Source organism: Psychromonas sp., from assembly GCF_041586535.1.
Taxonomy (GTDB): domain Bacteria; phylum Pseudomonadota; class Gammaproteobacteria; order Enterobacterales; family Psychromonadaceae; genus Psychromonas.
Map to the genome: position 1 here is coordinate 1 of NZ_JBFGZY010000064.1, position 20,843 is coordinate 20,843.

The window sequence follows — 20,843 nt, forward strand, 5'->3', positions numbered from 1 at the left end:
GATTGAGGTGGTAACACTTTACGTAAAACAGCTTCTTTTCTTTCTGGTGAATATCGAGTCATTCCAACCTAAATTACCGCTCCCTGTTTTTATTATTAAGTGAAAACTAAAGGGTGACAACTAGTCTGACACAGGGGGTTAGTGATATATATGGTTTATACCAATTCCAATAATTATCTACTCATTAATGCTGGTTAAAATGAATGCTAGTGACGTGGTTAACTGAATCCCCCTTCCCCTCCACAGTTAAGATATCTAATGAACTTAAACCGGAGAAATAGAATGAAAATACATAAAAACTATTCAAATTAAATTCAATATCGCTCTTCAATGTTCAAGATTAGAAGTTTGCAATTCTGCAACATTTATTAAATCAACCACACCTGTTGCAGAAACAACCAGTGATTCTGATCCGTCCTCAAGGACAAAATTGATAAATGTCGTATCAGCATTAATTGGGCTTATAGCCCCACTATCTGAACCGTTTTATTGGAGTAGATTTAGATATAAAACAACATAATTTATCTACGATTTATTCGTCTGCAAATGCCCAAAGTGTCCCTGATGAGTCTCCATGAGACACCAACAAAAACCTAGTGCATTGATATATAATCATTTAAATCACCAATCCGTCCAATCGAGCATCGGTGCAATGGAAAAGCGGTTGGACGGATAGTGTTGTACTTTATTCATATTAATCAATATCTTATTATTTAAACAGTTTTATACAGCAGGTTATTTGTGATTTCTGCGTTCTTTTGGATGCGCTATCAAAGATCTCATGAGGAGCCGTTGCCGGACTGCATGACAAATTTGAATTTTATAGAATGGAATATAACATGACAGCTGTCATTATTGATAAAAAGCTCTGTAAAACGGATCAAATACATTAGCTTTGAGCAATCGCCAAAGCCTTTGGCATAGCCCCGGCCGAGCTGCCTGACATTAACAGGAGACGAGTCCCCGGATGCAATAAGCGTGATTGTCACAACTTAAAGCCAGCTCAGTCACCCGGGGAAATCAACACAAAAATAAACACATACGATCAAAATATAACTTCAACGGGCATACCCTCAAGTATGTTAGTTTCATCTTTAAAATCATCCTTAAAACTTAAAGTCACTTTCATTAAGGCGGTTCGTGTCTCAAAAGGCTTAGATAAAGATGACGGTATTTCAGATGTCAGCTGAGTGGGTTTTGTCACCGTCGCGGTTTGCTTCATACCACTTGCAAATTTAATTTTCGCAACTTGTCCTACTTGCGCTATAGAGACATATTTGGAATCCAAATAAGCAGTAATTTGTGGCGATGCTCCTTTGGCAGAAATGAGCAATACATCATCTCCCGCCCTCAAGTTATGACCTTTAAGTTTTTGAATTTCAATTACCTTAGCATCAAAAGGGGTATTGACTGATAAGCTTTCCCTTAGGCTATTTTTATTACTGAGCGCTTTTTCAATGTCCCGTATAGCAGTGGCGACTTCGCCTACTATTTTCTGATTTTCGAGAGTAAGTTGAGCTTGTTCATAGCTAATATTTGCATCTAATACATTTTTATTCGCTTGGGTATAACTTGCTAAAATAGCGGCATAATCCACTGTGGAAATATTACCTTTTTTTACATAGTCATCAAATTTAAGCTTAATTTCCTGCATCTTTTTCTGATGCAGCTGTGCATTTGTAATTGCATTAAGATAATAATTCAAATTAGTTTGTCTGCGCTGCTCATCAAACTGTTTAAGTTTATCAAGTTGTTTTTGTAAAAAAGCAATTTCGGCATTTAAGATATTGTCTTCCAATTTAAATAAAGGAGCTCCCTTATCAATCTCATCACCTTCTTGCGGGTAAATAGAAACAAGCATTCCCTCATGGGGAGCGTCTATGCCCACCGGGTTATAGGTAATAATTGCAGGTGCAATCACCAATATAGATGAACGCATAAAGTAATAGGCAGCAAAAATGAGTGGACTTATAATTGCCATAACCAGTAAAAACCAGCGGATTCGATAGCCTGTTCTTTTTGTACCTCCATATATAACCTTCATCCCTTTTTCGCTGTGCGGCTTTTTTTGTTTATCTAATAAAAATTCAATTTTCAAAATTTTTTACCTTTTTTAATCACCCACCAGGGAGCCATGTTAGATTCCTCATGTGAACGCCGTAACACTTCATTACTAACAGCAAACGCAGTCACAATCCGGCTAAGAAAAGCATAAAAAGGGTATATAAATAACCACAACAGCATTCTTAAATCCGCATTTTTTCTTTCCGAAACAAGTAGCAAGTAGATTAAAAACTTGATAACCACCACTGTAAAATATAAACAATATAAAAGCAGTATAACAACGACTGCAACTTTTAACGGGTACACAACAAACAGATAAATGGTGAATAGTACAACCAGCAAAGGTATTAGCACATTTTGTAATACGCCATATACAAAAGTGTAAATAAAAGTCGGCCACCCCAACAAGGATGGGTTTAATCCCTTTATATGCTTACGTAAATATAAAAAAAACAGGTCTCCATCCCAGCGCAAACGCTGCGAAATATAACCTTTCAGGGTATCCGGCACATCGGTATGCCCGACCGCATGTGGAGTAAAGGCCAATTTCATATGAGGATAGCGGCGTTTATACTGCTTTAACCTCATCGTTAAATCTAAATCTTCAGCTGTATGTGTATCCCACCCACCTACTCTTTTTAAAATAGTTTTACGGAAGGCGCCAAAGGCACCAGAAATATTATTTAACAAGCCGAGTTCACTGGTACCCGTTTTACCCGCCTGCATCGACATCATATATTCCAGAGACTGCATACGCGTTATTAGGTTCGTATCCCAATTTCTAACCCGTAAAGCACCGCCGCTGGCCAATACATCGCTGTTGGCAAATCGTTTAGCCATATTCCAGGCAACATCATTATCAAAAGAGGTATCACCATCAACATTGATAACAATTTCATTATTAGCTTTTGACAAACCGGCATTCAATGTCGAGACTCGTCCCCCCCTTTGCCATTTGGGTATTACCCTAACGGTTCTAAAAGGCGTGTTGCGGTACAAATGATAAGCCTGCATTGCCGCTGCGTAGGTCTCTTTATTTTGAACTGCTCCGTCAATAACCACTAAGATTTCGATTTCAGCTGAATAGACTTGTTCAACTAAGGTATCAATTGTTTGCAGAATTGAAGGCCCTTCGGAATAGCAGGTGATAATAAAACTGATAGAGGGAAGGTGTTCAAGCTCGGTAGGTTGATTAGACCAATACCATTTCAGGATCCCAATAACCGTTAAAATAATTAACGGTACTTCAAACATAAGAAATAGCGGTAAAAAGAGAAAAATAGCGCGGACGTCGGCACTGATCAAACCAAATAAGTTAAGAAACAGGTAATATATTTCACTCATGCTAAAAAACACTCATTTTTTCTGCCAGCCATTGGGCATTATCTTCAGGTAATGAAGGGTCAGGAAGTGACCAAACCTTTATTTGCAAATAAATGTGTTCGTATTCAATTTTCTCGATAGTATCCGTTAGTCTTTTCTGCAAAACAGGTAAAGATGCTTTTCCTGTCATAGGCAATAAAATCAGAACACTATCATCACTATATTGACAGCTGATATCAGAATCTCTGAAGATAAGATCCAAGTTTTCACTAAGTTGATTGATCAGCTCAATTAAAGCGATTTCACCATACGCATTTAAAAATGGGGCAATATTTTTAAACTTCAAAGCAATTAACAAATCTTCCTGCTTATGCCGGATTGATAATTGATTGCGCCAGGAAAGCATGGCCTGGAATATGGGTTTATCAACGTTGCCACTTAACGATATGTGCGAAATATGACTGTTACCACCATGCACCAATAAAAAATGCGCATTTTCCCCTTTCTTATACTCTAATAAATTTCGCATAATCAATTCAGAAATATCACTTAAATGATCGCAGCTTAAACAGGATGCTTTGGTTTTAGCTTCAATAAAGTCATGGTTACAATCCAAGCAGACAAACATTTCAAGGGGTCTGTCATAATCAACACCAATATGTTTTAAATGTGTCAAACAGTTCGGACAGGTTAACCCACTTTGGTGAATAAACTTTTTCTTATCTGCCACATGACCGCAGGTAAAACAGTGTAAAGAAAGCTGTTCTTTTATATTTGGGCTAAAGCAGGATGGGCAGGTTTCAATATAATTCAGGTGACCACTATTACACTGGCGGCAATAGCGAACTCGATCAACAAATTTACTTTCCGCAAAGTTATTCGACTCTAACTGTTTTGCCAGATAGATAAATGGGGTTTTCTGGGCATGGTGATAGAGATTTAATAACGGGTAACTGTATATACTATCGCTATAACGATCGCGTTTAGGCTTCAGCTTTCTATTTTCATTCAGCCACAAATAGGCCAGCAACTTGTCGGCAGGAGTTTTTGATAATAGAGATAATTTAGCGGCGGTGTTTGATATTTTTTGTTGGGAAAGCAAACCATCACAAAGGTACTCACTTAATTCACTGTGGCTCTTAACGTAAACAGTCCAAGTCCAACCATGCTCGGATTGATGTATTCTGCTTAACAGTTGATCTTGCTGTTGCGTATCTAAATCAATATAACAGGTGATACTTTTTTCAATTAATAATTCAGACTCAAGATTTAGTATTACAACTTGATACTCAGAAAGTAATTTTTCCGCCATTTTTGCATTTTCGGAAAATACGTATATTGTTAATTTTTCTGAATCCATATTCATTGTTACCTTTCGATCTTAATAATTCATTCATACTGTTTAGCTTGTTCGCGCATCGATAGCCACATTCGATAATATGCTTTCTACTCGGGGAAAATAGAAGCCAAAAAAATTTATTCTTTATCCCTTTAATAACGTTGTTACTTTCTGTTCTATAAAAGAGAAATGAAAGAGCAGCCAATGGCTGCAAATGTTAAATGTCGATACTTGACAATTCAAAGCCTGTTTCAGATATTGCATAGAGTTCAATACGGTGTTTTTTAAATTCGCAAATTGTCAGGTGAGGATCGGCGATAAAACCGCCAGGCTGATGGCCGCAGCCGGTATCAATAAATAATTGTCGATACTTTAATCGCGGCTTATTCAAGGGAGTGTGCCCGGAAACAATAAAATCAATGCCTTCAACAAGATGTTCATTATCATCGTTAATATAATCCCGTCCCCAAATTAACTCATAATAGCTGTCCGGGTCTAAATCCTCTTTACTGGCAGGCCATTGATTAAAGGGGTATTGGGCATGGATCACCCCCACTTCTCCCGCCAATGTGGTAACCCCCAACGTCAGACAGTAGCAGCTCTCAACAATTTCCTGTGCCAGTTGCTTTTCTTCTTCATACAATGCATCCCACCAGCTGCCGCCGTTAAAATACCAGTTCATTTTCATGGTGAGATCATTGTTGGCAGTATCGAGTAAAAATTGCTCATGGTTGCCGATAGCAGGTATAAACCAGCTCTTTTTTGCCAGTAAAAGGCACTTAAAAGATGCTTCCCCGCGGTCAATCAGATCCCCGACAGAAAATAGTCTATCAACGGTGAAATCAAAGTTGATCTGATCCAGTGCCCGTTTAAACAATGCGAACTTCCCATGGATATCACCGACAAAAAAATCCCGTCCATCTTGGTTTAAAGAATAATAGCAATGAACCGGCAAACTATAATTAATCATTATCCCCCCTCGACATCACCAGCCTACACAGGTTACCCCTTATTACTTTAGTCAAAACTTAAGCGGATAAATTCAATGACGGCCGCGTTTGCTAATCGGCACGGAAATATAACTGACTATGTTAAGATATGGTATTGTCCAAATAATCCTGAGCATCGCGAGCATCTTTATGCAAGAAACTCTTTTACAACGCGCCACCGATATCTGTAAGCAGAAACGGATTCGCTTTACAGCAATACGCCAGCGTGTCTTTCAACTAATGGTGGAGCAGGACGGGGCGGTAAGTGCCTATGAGCTGCTTGAGCAATTACAGCAGCACGATGCCAATGCTAAACCACCTACTATCTACCGGGCGTTAGATTTTCTCTTGGAGCATCATTTTATTCATCGAATTGAGTCGTTAAATGCTTACCTGATGTGCGCTCATTTTGGGTGCGAGCATCCCATGCAGTTGTTGATTTGTGATAAGTGTAAGAAAGTCATTGAACTGAGCGATCCTGTTATAGATGCCGCTTTTTCCCAACAAGCGAAACAAGCACATTTTCAAATCACCAACAAGGTATTAGAAGCGCACGGGATTTGTTACAACTGTCAGTAACCTTGAATTTACAAGCAGAGAACATAGCGGGTTGATCTACACTACTTAATTTAAGATAAAAAAAACCCTCTTTACCAAAACCGTAAAGAGGGAAAACTAAGGAAATAACTATGAATTTAACTAATTCACAGTATTAGTACACAGCAATTAAATTAAGTTCATAAAATTTTTGATTAATTGCATTTATACCAAATCCGATAATTATCTATTCATTTATGCTTGTTAAAATGAATGCTAGCTAGACATAAAACTACGTTTTAGTCTTTGTTATTGATTTTGTAATTAGAACAACTAGTTACCGCAATCAATGCCTTGCTTTCATCCATTTTTCCTACGCCTAAATAGATCATCTAATTAACGGAATTGGTATTAATATTTGCTATCAAGGTTCAACAAGAAAAAATTTCGGAGCAAAAAAAACTCCTTACAAAAAATATCTATTGTAAGGAGTGGAGATATAAAACTAAGGATGGAAAACTATTTTCAAAATATTTGTCAGCAGTAATTTAAAAAAGTTCCGCATAACCTAAATAAATTTTCATTAATGAGCCTCATCCCAATTATCACCGACACCTGCATCGGCGATTAAAGGGACATCCAGGTCAGCAGCTTTTGCCATAATGGCTTGAATCTCCTTGGTATAAGACTCAACAAACTCCTCTTTAATACTGAACACTAATTCATCGTGCACCTGCATTAACATCTGCACACTGCCTTCCGGCCGCCCTTCTATCCATGCAGCCATATCGATCATCGCTTTTTTAATGATATCTGCGGCAGTACCCTGCATAGGCGCATTGATCGCGGCACGTTCAGCCGCTTTTTTAAGCATGCCATTACGGGATTTAATATTAGGCAGCTGCAAACGACGTCCTAAAATCGTTTCCACATAGCCTTTTTCGTTGGCTAATGCCCGTGTATCTTCCATATAGGTTAGTACGCCGGGGTAACGCTTAAAATATTTATCCATGTATAACTGCGCTTCCTGACGGCCAATATTTAACTGTTTTGCCAGACCGAATGCGCTCATACCGTAAATCAGTCCAAAGTTAATCGCTTTCGCACTGCGTCTTTGATCAACAGTGACTTCATCCAGAGGCACAGCAAAAACTTCAGAAGCAGTCGCTTTGTGGATATCTTTGCCGCTGGAAAAGGCGTCTAACAGACCACTGTCCTGGGAAAGATGCGCCATAATACGCAGTTCAATCTGGCTGTAATCCGCCGCCACAATTTTGTAACCCGGCTGGGCGATAAAAGCCTGACGGATACGGCGCCCTTCCGCGCTGCGAATGGGGATATTTTGCAGGTTTGGATCGCTTGAAGATAACCGACCGGTAACGGTAACCGCCTGATGATATGAAGTATGCACCCGTCCGGTTTTTTCATTGACCATTTTAGGGAGTTTATCCGTATAGGTGGATTTTAATTTACTTAAACCACGATGCTCAATAATTAATTTCGGCAACGGATAGCTGAGAGCCAACTCTTGTAATACCTCTTCTGCCGTTGATGGCGCGCCCTTCGGCGTTTTCTTTAATACCGGTAAATTAAGTTCATCATAAAGAATCGCCTGCAGCTGTTTTGGTGACCCCAAGTTAAAGGGTTTACCTGCTTCCTGATAGGCTAATGTCTCAATTTCTAATAACCGCTGGGCAATTTCCGTGCTTTGTTTATCCAATAGCTGACTGTCAATGGCAACCCCGCCGCGCTCGATATTGGAAAGAACCGTTAATAAAGGTAACTCAATATGATTAAACACCGACAATAAAACTGGTTCTGCTGATAATTGCTCAAACAGATGTAGGTGCAGGCGCAAAGTGACATCTGCATCTTCAGCTGCATAGGGCGCTGCCTCTTTGATGCTGATTTGATTAAAGGTCAGTTGATTTTTGCCTTTACCGGCAATCTCTTCAAATGCAATGCATTTATGACCAAGGTATTTAAGCGCTAGCGTATCCATGTCATGTCGCCCGGTACTGTCGAGTACATAAGATTCGAGCATAGTATCGAACTGAATCCCCTTCAACTCAATACCATGATTGAGCAGTACACTGCGGTCATATTTTAAATTTTGCCCGACTTTTTTGGCCGATTCGCTTTCCAATAATGGTTTTAATTTTTCCAGAGTGTCGGTTAATGCTAACTGCTTAGGTGCATCAATATAATCATGGGCAAGCGGTAAATAGGCAGCCTCAATAATAGCATCTTCTTTACTGCCGGGATTTGTCTGCACAGCAAAAGAAAGCCCGACTATGCTCGCCTGCATATAATCCAGGCTGGTTGTTTCAGTATCAAAAGCGAATAACTCGGCTTGTTCTAATTTGCTTATCCACTGGGTTAATTGCCCCTGCGTATAAATGGTTTTATAACCACTGCGGTCAATGCCTGCCTGCACCATCGGCGTATCAGAGGATTCATTGCCTGCACTGCTGGCAACGGAAGATTGATTGTTAACCATACTGCCGTTATCCAATAAAGCGGATAACCAGCGTCTAAACTCTAATTTGCCGAACAGTTTAATTAATGCGTCGGTATCCTGAGCTTTAGGTTTAAAGTCATCATAACTTTGCGATAATTCCACATCGGTTTTAATGGTGGCGAGTTGATAGGAAAGACGCGCCATCTGCTCATGTTCAACCATTTTTTTGGCCATGCTTTTACTGCCGCGGAAACCAAGTGCTGCCAGTTTTTCCAGATTCTGGTAAATGTTGTCCATCGACCCCAGGCCCTGCAGCATAGCCAGCGCAGTTTTTTCGCCAACCCCGGGTACACCGGGAATATTATCGACCTTATCGCCCATCAGGCCGAGATAATCGATAATCAGCTCAGGAGGAATACCAAATTTTTCATTTACCCCCGGCACATCAAGCACAGTCCCGGTCATGGTATTGATTAATAAAGTATTCGCATCGACTAACTGCGCCATATCCTTATCACCGGTACTAATCAATGTGGTGATCCCCTGTTCACTTGCCTGGCGGGACAGCGTGCCGATAACGTCATCGGCTTCAACACCGGGAACGGTTAAAATAGGTAAGCCCATCGCTTCAATAACTTCGTGTAAAGGAGCTATTTGACTGCGCAGATCATCCGGCATACTCGGGCGGTTAGATTTGTATTCGGTAAAAAGGTCATCACGAAAGGTTTTCCCCTTCGCATCAAACACCACCACAATATGGCTGGGATTAAATTGCTTTAATAAACTCTGCAGCATGTTGACCACACCATAAACGGCGCCCGTTGGTTCGCCTGCAGAGTTGGTCAAATGTGGCGGAGCATAAAAAGCGCGGTAAAGATATGAAGAGCCATCAACAAGGATGAAAGGATTTTCCGGAATAGTCGCCATCTGATTGCTACCAATGTAAGAGAAAAATAGGTAGTGATTATACCTATCCCCTAGCGACTTGGAAGTGCAGGCGGCATTAACGCAATAAGAAATGAAAAATCTATTTAGAGCAGATCTGCTAATGCCCTAATCAGTAATATTTTGGATTATAAACAACTTGCCGAACGGGTTTTCATTGTTAATAAATATCACCATAACAAGCGCTCAATCGGCAGGTCGTTTTTTGTTCAAAGTGATAATAGCTAGGATAAAATGTAAGTACCTATTCACTTTCCATGGAGAAGGGCCTGTGGATAACTCTGTTAGTTATTTTTAGTAAACTTTTGAGCCGACTCGAAGAATAAAATATAAGCATTTATTATCAATAGGTTAAATTTCGTCCAAAACAAAAAAATGCACATAACGAATTTATCGATATGTGCATAAAAAAATTAACATCCTGCATTTTAGGTTTGCGGGATCAGCCTAAGTGATTCTTAACCGGGTTCGCATACATTTTTAATACTATTTCCTGAAGCTCCGGTTTTATCTCGTCCAGGCGGGCTTTAAAGCGGTCTTTATCTGCAGTGGCGATAGACAGCAAATCTTCTTTTGCCGCAATCAGGTTAGAAGGATGTAAATGGTAATTGCGATAAATCTGACGATCAATCTCCTGCGCAACCATCTCGGCGTCGCTGAATTCACCTTTTAACGGCTGACCGAAGGCAACATGAACCCGCCCTTTTTGTCCGGTAATGCCCCTTACAATACTTTCAATATCTTCGAATTGGGATTTTTTATACTCGCCGAATTTTGCTTTGTCATATAGCTCCTGCGCTTTATGCTGATCACAGGGGTCAAATTCATAAGAAACCGCGACAGGTACAATATTCAATGTATTAATATAATCGGAAAAGCTAATTTTCTGCTTTTTACCATTCACATAAAACATTTTAATAATGGCCGGCTCAGTTTTATCAAAACCATCTTTTGCCCGCCCCTCTTTTTGCGCAATCCAGATATTACTTTCATCCTGTAAAGAGGTAAAAATATAATCAGACAGATGCGCCAGGGATTTCATCATTTCCCGCACTCCGGACACAGAGCGTCGTACGATAAAACTTTTATTCATACGCATCAAATCAGACACATAAGGTTTACTCAAGAGGTTATCACCAATGGCGATACGTACGGTTTTAAAATTTTCAGAATATAACGCCCAATTTACAAAAGCGGGATCCATGGCAATATCTCTGTGGTTTGACACAAAAAGATAATTCTGCTCAGGATCAAGTTTATCAAGACCGGAATAAGTGAAGCCGGTGGTGGTAGATGCAATCATATGCTCCATATAACCGCCAACAACCCGTTGCATCTCATCAATACTATTGATAGAGCCCCATTTATATAAAAAATAACGGCGAAGTAAGGGTTTTAATATAAACCCTGCAAATTTGGCGATTTTAGAAAAACGGAAACTGATAATCGCATTAATAAACTCATCATTTTTGATAACGCGTTGAATTGCAGGCTGAATTTCATCATCATTATAAGCGCGGATATCACTAAATTTATCGACTGCGTTGGTCATTCTCTTACTCTCTGTAAAATTGAAGCCGCATTTTACCCTCTTTTAAAAGCTTCAGCGAGTTTAATTAAACAATAAGTAAGCTGAGGAGGTTTAAAACAGATAGAAGTGCTGTATCTTAAGCGGATAAGCTACAGCAATTGGCAGGATAAAAAATAAAACCGCTGAATCAAAGAAAGGCGAAGGCATCTCCATAGATATGCTCAACTAATGCCCCCTGTTTTACAAAATCCTCACGGGCTATTTTTGCCATCTCAAATCGCCCGACGACATAAATATCAAAACCGCTTAAATCTGCAAACTCATCCAAAACGGCTTGATGAACATAGCCATGATGCCCCTGCCACTCGACTTCGGGCAACTCAATCACCGGATGAAAGTGAATATTTTTATGCTCTCTTGCCCAGCTAGAAGCCTCATTTTCAAAGTAAAAGTGTGAGTACTCTTTTACTCCCCAATACAGATAAACCTGATTTTCTAATTGTAAATTTACAATTTGTTCGAGCAGGGATTTAACATAAGAAAACCCCGTCCCCCCTGCAACCAAAATAATCGGACGGGTTGAATGCTCACGTAAATAAGCAACACCGTTACCTATTTCAGCATTAACCTGACCTTCACTTTGCATTTTTTCAATAACCTGCATGGCGTAACTGTTTTCAGGTGTTGCGCCTATATGCAGTTCGATTTGATTACCTGTCGGCGCATTAGCTATTGAAAAATGGCGTTTATCACCTTCACCCATCACTATTGAAAGATATTGCCCTGCTTTAAAAGTAACAGGTTCAATAGGCTGCAAAAATATGCGATATAAGAAAGCATTTAACTTTTCGATAGAAGTAACATTACAAGTGACAGGCTGCATTAATTTCTCTTTTAGAATAAGTTTACTGAAAAACAGGATTGTAACAAAAAAATAACATTCTGATTATGACAGGATATTCAACGCTTGCCAAAGATCATCGATTTTTTCTTTTACTTTTTTATCCATTATGATTGGCGTCCCCCATTCACGATCCGACTCCCCTTCCCATTTGTTCGTTGCATCCATCCCCATTTTCGAACCTAAACCTGAAACCGGCGATGCAAAGTCTAAATAATCGATCGGGGTGTTATCAACCAGAGTGGTATCGCGGCTTGGATCCATACGTGTTGTGATTGCCCAGATCACATCATTCCAGTCGCGCACATTTACATCATCATCACAAACAATAATAAATTTGGTATACATAAACTGACGTAAAAAAGACCAGATCCCCAACATCACACGTTTAGCATGTCCCGGATAACGTTTTTTGATGGAAACAACCGCCATCCGATAGGAACAACCTTCCGGCGGCAGATAAAAATCCACAATTTCCGGAAACTGCTTTTGCAGAATCGGCACAAAAACTTCATTCAGTGCAACACCTAAAATTGCCGGTTCATCAGGCGGGCGCCCGGTATAGGTGCTATGATAAATCGGATTTTCGCGATGCGTTACATGAGTAACTGTCATCACCTGGAAATCATCCACTTCATTATAATAACCGGTGTGATCGCCATAGGGCCCTTCCGGGGCCTCTTCCCCGGGCTGCAGGTAACCTTCTAAAATAATTTCCGCGGTCGCCGGAATATCAAGATCATTGCTCAGGCTTTTGGCAACTTTAGTGCGGGAACCGCGTAATAGACCGGCAAAGGCATATTCAGACAGGGTATCGGGAATCGGCGTAACCGCACCTAAAATAGTGGCCGGATCCGCTCCTAAGGCAACCGATACAGGAAAAGGTTTACCCGGGTTCACTTCCTGCCATTCACGAAAATCAATGGCTCCACCGCGATGAGATAACCAGCGCATAATGATCTTATTTTTCCCCAATAGCTGCTGGCGATAAATGCCCAAATTCTGGCGTTTTTTATAGGGGCCTTTAGTAATGGTTAAGCCCCAGGTGATCAAGGGCGCAACGTCCCCGGGCCAGCAGGTCATTACCGGTAGCTTGGTTAAATCAACCTCTTCGCCCTGCATGATCACCTGTTGGCAGGCTGGAGAACGGACTTTTTTGGTCGGCATATTTAACACCTGCTTAAATACCGGCAGTTTCTCCCATAAGGATTTCAGACCTTTGGGCGGCTCGGGCTCTTTCAAATAAGCCAGCCACTGTCCGACCTCTTTTAAAGCTGCCACATTATCCTTACCCATCGCCAATGCAACACGCTCAGTTGTGCCAAATAAATTGGTCAATACGGGGGTATCAAAACCTTTCGGATTCTCAAATAACAGGGCGGGTCCGCCGGCGCGCAGAGTACGATCTGAAATTTCCGTCATTTCCAAGTTAGGATCGATTTCCTGGCTGATACGTTTTAACAGCCCTTTCTCTTCGAGTTGTGCGATAAAGTCACGTAAATCATCAAATTTCATAAGGAATCCAATTTGTTATGAAAAAAAAACGCTACTCTAAGGTAGCGTTTTTGTGGCGAAATGAAAATTCTTTATTTTGCTTTTTGATTTTTCATTGCGTCAAAGAACTCATCATTGGTTTTGCTTAAACCAAGCTTATCAATCATAAACTCCGTTGCGCCGACTTCACCCATTGGATGAACAATCTTACGCAGGATCCACATTCTTTGCAGTTCATCCGCTTTGGTCAGCAGTTCTTCACGGCGAGTACCAGAGCGAGTGATATCAATTGCCGGGTAAACACGTTTTTCAGCAAGTTTACGGTTAAGATGGATTTCAGAGTTACCTGTACCTTTAAACTCTTCGTAGATAACTTCATCCATTTTAGAGCCGGTATCGATCAGAGCCGTAGCAAGAATAGTCAGGCTGCCACCCTCTTCGACATTACGCGCAGCACCAAAGAAACGCTTAGGACGCTGCAGTGCGTTCGCATCCACACCACCAGTCAAAACTTTACCGGAACTTGGCACAACGGTGTTATAAGCACGGGCTAAACGGGTGATTGAATCGAGTAAAATAACCACGTCTTTTTTATGCTCGACCAGGCGTTTCGCTTTTTCAATCACCATTTCAGCAACCTGCACGTGACGGCTGGCCGGCTCATCAAAGGTTGATGCCACCACTTCACCGCGTACTAAACGGCGCATCTCGGTAACTTCTTCCGGACGCTCATCAATCAGTAATACAATTAATACCGCATCGGGATAATTAAGGCTGATACTTTGTGCAATATTCTGCAGCAACATCGTTTTACCGGCTTTGGGCGGTGCAACGATTAATCCGCGCTGTCCTTTACCAATCGGTGAAACTAAATCCAGAATACGTGCGGTAATATCTTCCGTACTACCATTACCATTTTCTAAACGGAAACGTTCATCGGGGTGGATTGGAGTTAAGTTTTCAAAAAGAATTTTATTGCGGGAGTTTTCTGGTTTGTTGAAGTTGACTTCAATTATTTTTAATAACGCAAAATAACGTTCACCATCTTTGGGAGGCCGGATTTTACCATCAACACTGTCACCGGTTCGCAAATTAAAACGCCGAATCTGGCTGGGAGATATATAAATATCATCAGGGCCTGCAAGATATGAGCTGTCGGAGCTTCTTAAAAAGCCAAAACCATCTTGTAATATTTCAAGAACACCTGCACCGAAAATATCTTCGCCACTTTTGGAGTGTGCTTTCAGAATCGCAAAAATAATGTCTTGTTTTCTTAAACGGGCTAAATTCTCTAGCCCCATTGATTCTCCAAGCGTCACGAGCTTAGAAACGGGTGTATCTTTTAATTCTGTTAAATTCATAAGTTATTTAGGTATACAGGTTTGAAGTGATAGGTGAATGACAGTCGTAAATGGTTTGTTTATATTTTGAGCGTAAAGGTAGCATTTAATTAGGCGTTAGTCCAGATTGAACATGTTGTAAATCACAACTTGTTCAATCTGTGGTCAATTTTTTAGATATTTGCATCCAAAAATTCAACTAGTTGGGTTTTAGAAAGCGCGCCAACCTTAGTGGCAGCAACTTTTCCATCTTTAAATAATAAAAGCGTTGGGATACCACGAATACCAAATTTAGGTGGTGTCGCACTGTTTTGGTCAATATTTAATTTACCAATAGTAACTTTACCTTCATATTCAGTCGCAACTTCGGTCAGGATAGGAGCGATCATTTTACAAGGCCCACACCACTCAGCCCAGAAATCAACTAAAACAGGACCTTCTGCATTAACCACATCATCCTCAAAACTTGCATCACTTAAAGTTACGATATTATCGCTCATTTTTTTCTCCAGAAAAGAATTACCAGTAAATAATTACTATTACATCAATTAATTTTTGATATTTGAATGGAACACAATACTCATTGTAAGTATAAACTGCTATGATTTGCAAATGAATAAAACACATCTAACTCAAACAAAATTTGCAGACCTTCCTCTTGAGAAAAGTCTGATTTCAGGTTTAACCTCACAAGGTTATGAATATTGCACTCCTATTCAAGCTTTGTCTCTGCCGATCACCCTCACGGGAAAAGATATTGCAGGGCAAGCTCAGACAGGTACAGGTAAAACGCTTGCGTTTTTACCCGCGGTATTTCATCACCTTTTAAGCAATGCTGAACCTGAAAATCGCCGCAAGAATCAACCTCGGGCTATTATTTTAGCGCCGACGCGTGAGCTTGCAATCCAAATCCACAAAGACGCAGTGATCCTCGCTAAAACATCTAAATTACGTTTAGGACTAGCATATGGGGGCGAAAAAGTTGAAATTCAACATACCAAGCTGGAAAAAGGCGTTGATATTTTAATTGGCACTACCGGCCGTACCATCGATTTTGTAAAACAAGGAGTAATCGATCTCGGCTCAGTGCAAAGTGTTGTTCTCGATGAAGCTGATCGTATGTTTGATCTCGGCTTTATTAAAGATATCCGTTATCTATTCAGACGTATGCCGGAAGCAAAAACACGTCTAAACATGTTATTTTCAGCGACTCTCTCGCATAAAGTTCAAGAACTTGCTTTTGAGCATATGAACGATCCTGAACATATTCAGATTGAACCAGATGTCATGACTTCAGCGAATATAACAGAAGAGCTATTTTATCCTTCCAATGAAGATAAGATGTTACTTTTATTAACCCTGATAGAAGATGAATGGCCGGAAAAAGCCATTGTTTTTGCCAATACCAAACATACTTGTGAAAAAGTATGGGGTTATTTATCAGGTGATGGACTGCGTGCAGGTTTGCTAACCGGTGATGTCCCGCAAAATAAACGCATAAAAATATTACAGGAATTCACTGATGGTGACATCGATATTTTAATTGCAACGGATGTGGCTGCTCGCGGTTTACATATCCCTAAAGTATCACATGTTTTCAATTACGACCTGCCTGATGATTGTGAAGATTACGTGCATCGGATTGGCCGTACCGGACGTGCCGGTGAAAAAGGGCTAGCAATCAGTTTGGCCTGTGAAAAGTATGTATTTAATCTCCCCGCTATCGAGGAATATATCAAACATACTATACCGGTAAGCGAATATGATAAAGACGCGTTATTAGACTCATTACCAGTAATGAAAATAGTCAAACACAAAGCAGCACACCCCAATAGCCGTAAAGACAATTACCACCGTACTCATAAGCGATAGAATGACTAAAAACCGCTATACCATAATTGATCTCGGATCAAATAGCTTTCACATGCTGACCGTTGAAAAGTGCAATAATGGTTTTAGCGTTTATGCTAAGTCCAAGCAAAAAGTACGCCTTGCGGCAGGTTTAGATGAACAGCACATTCTTAATCAGGAAACGATACAGAAAGGCCTGGATTGTTTAGCAAAGTTCAAAAATAAACTAAGCCTTCTGCAACCGGTTAAAACCCTTATTACCGCCACTGCTGCTCTGCGTTTAGCTGAAAATAAACAGGTTTTTATCAGCCAGGCAGAAGAGATCTTACAGCTGCCAATTAACCTTATATCAGGCTTGGAAGAAGCAAAAATAATTTATAAAGGTGTGGCCTTTACTGAAAAGATTAACATTCCTCTTTTAGTTATTGATATAGGCGGTGCAAGCACCGAATTAATTATCGGGCAGGAAAATGAGATAAAAATTGCTCAGAGCCTTCATATGGGCTGCGTAACTTGGTTAAAACGATACTTTCCTGATAAGAAGCTTAATGAACAAAATTTTACAACTGCCATTAAAGCAGCCAAAAGCGTAATAGAACCCTATGCCGCAGAATACCGTGATCAAGGCTGGTCCGTGGCAATGGGGGCATCTGGTACAATCCAAGCGATACAAGAAATAAACCAAAAGCAGAAATTAAGTCCTGAAATAAACTTGCAGCTTTTATATCAGATAAAATCATTGTGCATAGATTGTGAAACAATTGAAAACTTACATATTGATGGTTTAATACCTTCAAGAAAACCCGTATTTGCAAGTGGTCTTGCAATACTTATCGCCTTATTTGAAACATTAGGCATGGCATCTATGCAACGTTCAAAAGGCGCCCTGCGCGAAGGTTTAATCAGTATACTGTTTGCTGAAAAGTAACCTTGCCGGCGCTTAGCCACTAGCCTGCCAGCAAACAATCAGGACAAGCAGAGCTTTGCCCACTCACTGTCGACAGGCTTTGCAGAGCTACTGCGAAAATAATCTCGAAAGGTCAACACGCCTTGACACACAGAAATTATGACTCAACCATATCCATAATATAAAGCGCCGTCATCAAATCGAGGTGGGCACCGCCGCCATTTTTAAAAAGCGTTATTTCTTTCTCTGTCCGACGCCCTTTTACGCCGTTACACAATTGGTAAAAGTCGGCAATAACGGTGTCTTCGTTGATTACTCCTTCATTAATAGGAATGGCCAGTTCACCAATATCATGAATTGCCGTTTCTCTTGCATCAACAAAAATACGAGACTTTAACAAAAGCGAATCATCAGCTTCCCGCATATCCGGTCGATAGGCACCGATCAAGTCCACGTGGGTCCCTTCTTTAATCCAGTCCCCCATAATAAATGAAGATGTCGACATAGTGGAAGAGGAGACGATATCCGCGTTGCTCAATGCTTCAGGAAGATCTTTAATGGCGACGGCATCTTTATCTTTCGCCAATTTTTGTGCTTTTGCAAAGGTTCGGTTCCATACCTGAACTTTTTCCAACTGCGGGAATAGCTCTCGGTATGAATCAATTATTGATGAAGCGACGGCTCCTGCACCTACAACCGTCAACACTTTACTATCGGGCCTTGCTAACAACTTTGCCCCAAGCGCCGAGTCTCCAGCCGTTTTCCATTTTGTTACTAACTTACCGTCAATAATGGCAAGAGGCTTCCCGGTGTCATCATCGAATAGTGTAAAGATGGAATGAACACTGGGTATCGCCTCAGCTAGCTTTGCATTGTTTGGGAAAATAGTCGCTGTTTTAATACCGATTCCTTTGCCTTTGATCCATGCGGCACGACTTAGTAAAGCATTATCCCCATGTTTAAATAAAATATCATCAATATCGGCACGTGAAACTTTATGACCTTCGCGTAAAGCAGAGCAAAGCGCCAACCACGATAAATTACTCTCTACATCTTCTGCATTGATAGATAACACCATGTTAACTTAAATCCTTTTCGTAAATTATTATGTATATCAAGCTGTTTTGACTATCCATTTAGGAGGTATTGCAGAGGACTTACCTGTGATCGCCTCCTTAATACAATTACTCAAACTTAAAAGCTTAAATGAACGCCCTGTCATTCCAGGGCCATAGTGTGCGTATTTAGCGGAGTTAGTGCTAATAACCTGTGTTTCAAATGGAATGATCGGATCTTTTATCATGCACCAACAGGTATCTGTGATCACCTGAGCACCAAAATCTTCTATCGATTTTAAATAGCCAGCCTCCTTAGCTTTTGCTACCACTGTGCGACCAGCTGTAATATACACCTGAACAGTTGGCGCTTTTTTCTTTCCTTTACATAACACCGATAATTTTTCAAATTCACTTAACGAAAAATGTGGATTACCCAAAGAGACAAGATCTGTGTCCAATGTATTTGCTTTACTTAACTCATTCCAACTTTCATGTAATTCAGAACACCCGAATTCAATCATTTCAATTTTTTGATTTTGAATGAGTGTCTCTTCAAGCGTTCCGGCATCCGGAGTCACAGCAACAATATGAAACATTGGTGCACTTGAAACCGTTGCAAAAGCAGCCCCAAAGGCCTTCAAATTGTCGAGATCGGGTTTAAGATGCTCTATTCCGACGATAACAGGAATACGGTTTCCTGCTAGTTTGCCCACATGGTACCCCAACAGAGGGTAAAAAAGATCATCAATTTGCTGTACATCTGTTAGCGTAACCTGGAGCGATGCTTTTCGATGCTGATTAAGATGTGCCCCCGCTAAGGGGGCTCTTCCCGTCAGTACTATACACGCATCAAGAAAATCTGGATATTTCATCGTGCGTGCCCCCAAAACACTATTAGCAAAGATAACCGCATTGGATTCAGCCCATGCAATCTGCTCTCCTTGCTGAGGAGCACTGTCCAACAAGTAAGGTGCACAAGTAATACCAATTCCGATAATTAAGTTTCCAGTCTTGTCCATTCCCGAAAGCAAAGTGAAATTACTCTGCTTGTATCTTCACAAAAACTATTCCAAGCACTGCACACCACGTTAACAATATCCTCATAGTTTGCAAAACACCTATTCGCTAATTTGTATTGACGAAGCCATTGCCATACTTGTTCTATCGGATTCAATTCTGGAGAGTAAGGTGGGATATGTATAATCGTTAAGTTAATAATACCAAATCCGATAATTATCTATTCATTTATGCTTGTTAAAATGAATAGATAATTAATCTGATTGGTATTATGTAGCAGATGATAAATATTTGTTTTTTGGTAAGTAACGCCAAATGTGACCTCAATATAACGTTGTATATCCTTGCCTTGCAAACGTCCACCTTGAGGCTTAATTGCATTATCTACAACGTATGACTTTACTTGAGCTAATTGCTTCCGAGTTAACTTAGGCGGCCTACCGCTGGCTGCTTTAGCATTTAAACCTTCCAACCCGGAATCGAGGTAAGCCTTGATCCATATGTTGACACTTCGTCGCCTTACTTTGAGAATTTTAGCTATTTCAGTACGACTTTTACCATCAGTGAAATGTGAAACAGCCAGTAATTTCCGCTGAAGTCTCGCATCAGAGGTTGAACGAATTAGCTTTGAAAGATCGTGCGTCATAGTAATACCAATCATACTAAATAAGTGATCATTTTAAGATGGTCTATTTAGGCGTAGGAAAAATGGATAAAAGCAAGGCATTGATTGCAGTAACTAGTTGTTCTAATTATAAAATCAATAACGAAGCTAGCATTCATTGTAACAAGCATAAATGAATAGATAATTATCGGATTTGGTATAACTCCTTATCAGAGCTCTATTAGATCATATCTTTATCGGAATTGGTATTAGGCGCTTGGCGATGGAACAGGGTTCGCAGAGCTCACCCGCTCGTGCCCCTTGGCCTGTCGGCAAACAACCAGGGCACGCGGAGCTTAGCCCGCTCGTAAACCAGTGCTGCCGCACTACTCGCCCCGACTATCACATGATTTGCATGCCACTGCGTGGCAGCTCTTTATTGCCCATGCTCGAGTAGTCATAGCCCCCTTGCCTGTCGGCAA

The 20,843-nt window shown here is 40.5% G+C and carries 15 protein-coding genes and 1 pseudogene; 3 read left to right on the top strand and 13 right to left on the bottom strand.

The window, feature by feature from the left end:
- Positions 1-1,045 precede the first annotated feature (1,045 nt).
- The 4 genes from ABZA00_RS08785 to ABZA00_RS08800 form a co-directional block, all read right to left on the bottom strand.
- Positions 1,046-2,098, bottom strand: a complete 1,053-nt coding sequence (locus tag ABZA00_RS08785; RefSeq protein WP_372881783.1) for an HlyD family secretion protein — start codon at positions 2,096-2,098, stop codon at positions 1,046-1,048.
- Positions 2,095-3,408, bottom strand: a complete 1,314-nt coding sequence (locus ABZA00_RS08790; protein ID WP_372881784.1) for a glycosyltransferase — start codon at positions 3,406-3,408, stop codon at positions 2,095-2,097. Before ABZA00_RS08790 ends, ABZA00_RS08785 begins: the two co-directional genes overlap by 4 nt.
- A 1-nt stretch (position 3,409) precedes the next feature.
- On the bottom strand, positions 3,410-4,747 hold the full coding sequence (locus ABZA00_RS08795) for a hypothetical protein (protein ID WP_372881785.1): 1,338 nt from the start codon (positions 4,745-4,747) through the stop codon (positions 3,410-3,412).
- A 196-nt stretch (positions 4,748-4,943) separates the two neighbouring features.
- Complete coding sequence (locus tag ABZA00_RS08800) at positions 4,944-5,696, bottom strand: metallophosphoesterase (RefSeq protein WP_372881786.1); 753 nt, start codon at positions 5,694-5,696, stop codon at positions 4,944-4,946.
- 169 nt (positions 5,697-5,865) lie between these two features.
- On the opposite strand from ABZA00_RS08800, the gene ABZA00_RS08805 reads away from it, so the two are divergent.
- Positions 5,866-6,294, top strand: coding sequence for a transcriptional repressor (locus ABZA00_RS08805; protein WP_372881787.1), 429 nt, complete (start codon positions 5,866-5,868; stop codon positions 6,292-6,294).
- 541 nt (positions 6,295-6,835) lie between these two features.
- Here ABZA00_RS08805 and polA read toward each other — a convergent pair.
- The 6 genes from polA to trxA form a co-directional block, all read right to left on the bottom strand.
- Positions 6,836-9,640, bottom strand: coding sequence for a DNA polymerase I (gene polA, locus ABZA00_RS08810; RefSeq protein WP_372881788.1), 2,805 nt, complete (start codon positions 9,638-9,640; stop codon positions 6,836-6,838).
- A gap of 460 nt (positions 9,641-10,100) precedes the next feature.
- Positions 10,101-11,210: a 1-acyl-sn-glycerol-3-phosphate acyltransferase gene (locus ABZA00_RS08815; protein ID WP_372881789.1), complete on the bottom strand. Its 1,110-nt coding sequence runs from the start codon at positions 11,208-11,210 to the stop codon at positions 10,101-10,103.
- Between the two features lie 166 nt (positions 11,211-11,376).
- Positions 11,377-12,072: an NAD(P)H-flavin reductase gene (gene fre, locus ABZA00_RS08820; protein ID WP_372881790.1), complete on the bottom strand. Its 696-nt coding sequence runs from the start codon at positions 12,070-12,072 to the stop codon at positions 11,377-11,379.
- Positions 12,073-12,135: 63 nt separating this feature from the next.
- Complete coding sequence (gene ubiD / locus ABZA00_RS08825) at positions 12,136-13,605, bottom strand: 4-hydroxy-3-polyprenylbenzoate decarboxylase (RefSeq protein ID WP_372881791.1); 1,470 nt, start codon at positions 13,603-13,605, stop codon at positions 12,136-12,138.
- Between the two features lie 71 nt (positions 13,606-13,676).
- Positions 13,677-14,945, bottom strand: coding sequence for a transcription termination factor Rho (gene rho / locus ABZA00_RS08830; protein ID WP_372881792.1), 1,269 nt, complete (start codon positions 14,943-14,945; stop codon positions 13,677-13,679).
- A 152-nt stretch (positions 14,946-15,097) separates the two neighbouring features.
- On the bottom strand, positions 15,098-15,424 hold the full coding sequence (gene trxA / locus ABZA00_RS08835) for a thioredoxin TrxA (protein ID WP_372881793.1): 327 nt from the start codon (positions 15,422-15,424) through the stop codon (positions 15,098-15,100).
- Between the two features lie 112 nt (positions 15,425-15,536).
- Between trxA and rhlB the strand changes: the two genes are divergently transcribed.
- Positions 15,537-16,796: an ATP-dependent RNA helicase RhlB gene (rhlB, locus tag ABZA00_RS08840; protein WP_372881794.1), complete on the top strand. Its 1,260-nt coding sequence runs from the start codon at positions 15,537-15,539 to the stop codon at positions 16,794-16,796.
- A gap of 1 nt (position 16,797) precedes the next feature.
- Positions 16,798-17,703 (top strand): guanosine pentaphosphatase, encoded by a 906-nt coding sequence (locus ABZA00_RS08845; RefSeq protein WP_372881795.1) that lies wholly within the window; start codon positions 16,798-16,800, stop codon positions 17,701-17,703.
- 136 nt (positions 17,704-17,839) lie between these two features.
- Here the strand turns inward: ABZA00_RS08845 and ABZA00_RS08850 are convergent, their stop codons facing one another.
- From ABZA00_RS08850 to ABZA00_RS08860, 3 genes and pseudogenes are all read right to left on the bottom strand, one after another.
- Positions 17,840-18,760, bottom strand: coding sequence for an ornithine cyclodeaminase family protein (locus ABZA00_RS08850; protein WP_372881796.1), 921 nt, complete (start codon positions 18,758-18,760; stop codon positions 17,840-17,842).
- Positions 18,761-18,796: 36 nt separating this feature from the next.
- A complete protein-coding gene (locus tag ABZA00_RS08855; RefSeq protein WP_372881797.1) occupies positions 18,797-19,759 on the bottom strand; it encodes an aconitase X in 963 nt (320 codons plus the stop codon).
- Positions 19,738-20,403 (bottom strand): annotated as a pseudogene (locus ABZA00_RS08860) (helix-turn-helix domain-containing protein). The gene ABZA00_RS08855 and the pseudogene ABZA00_RS08860 overlap by 22 nt, the downstream one beginning before the upstream one ends.
- Positions 20,404-20,843 lie beyond the last annotated feature (440 nt).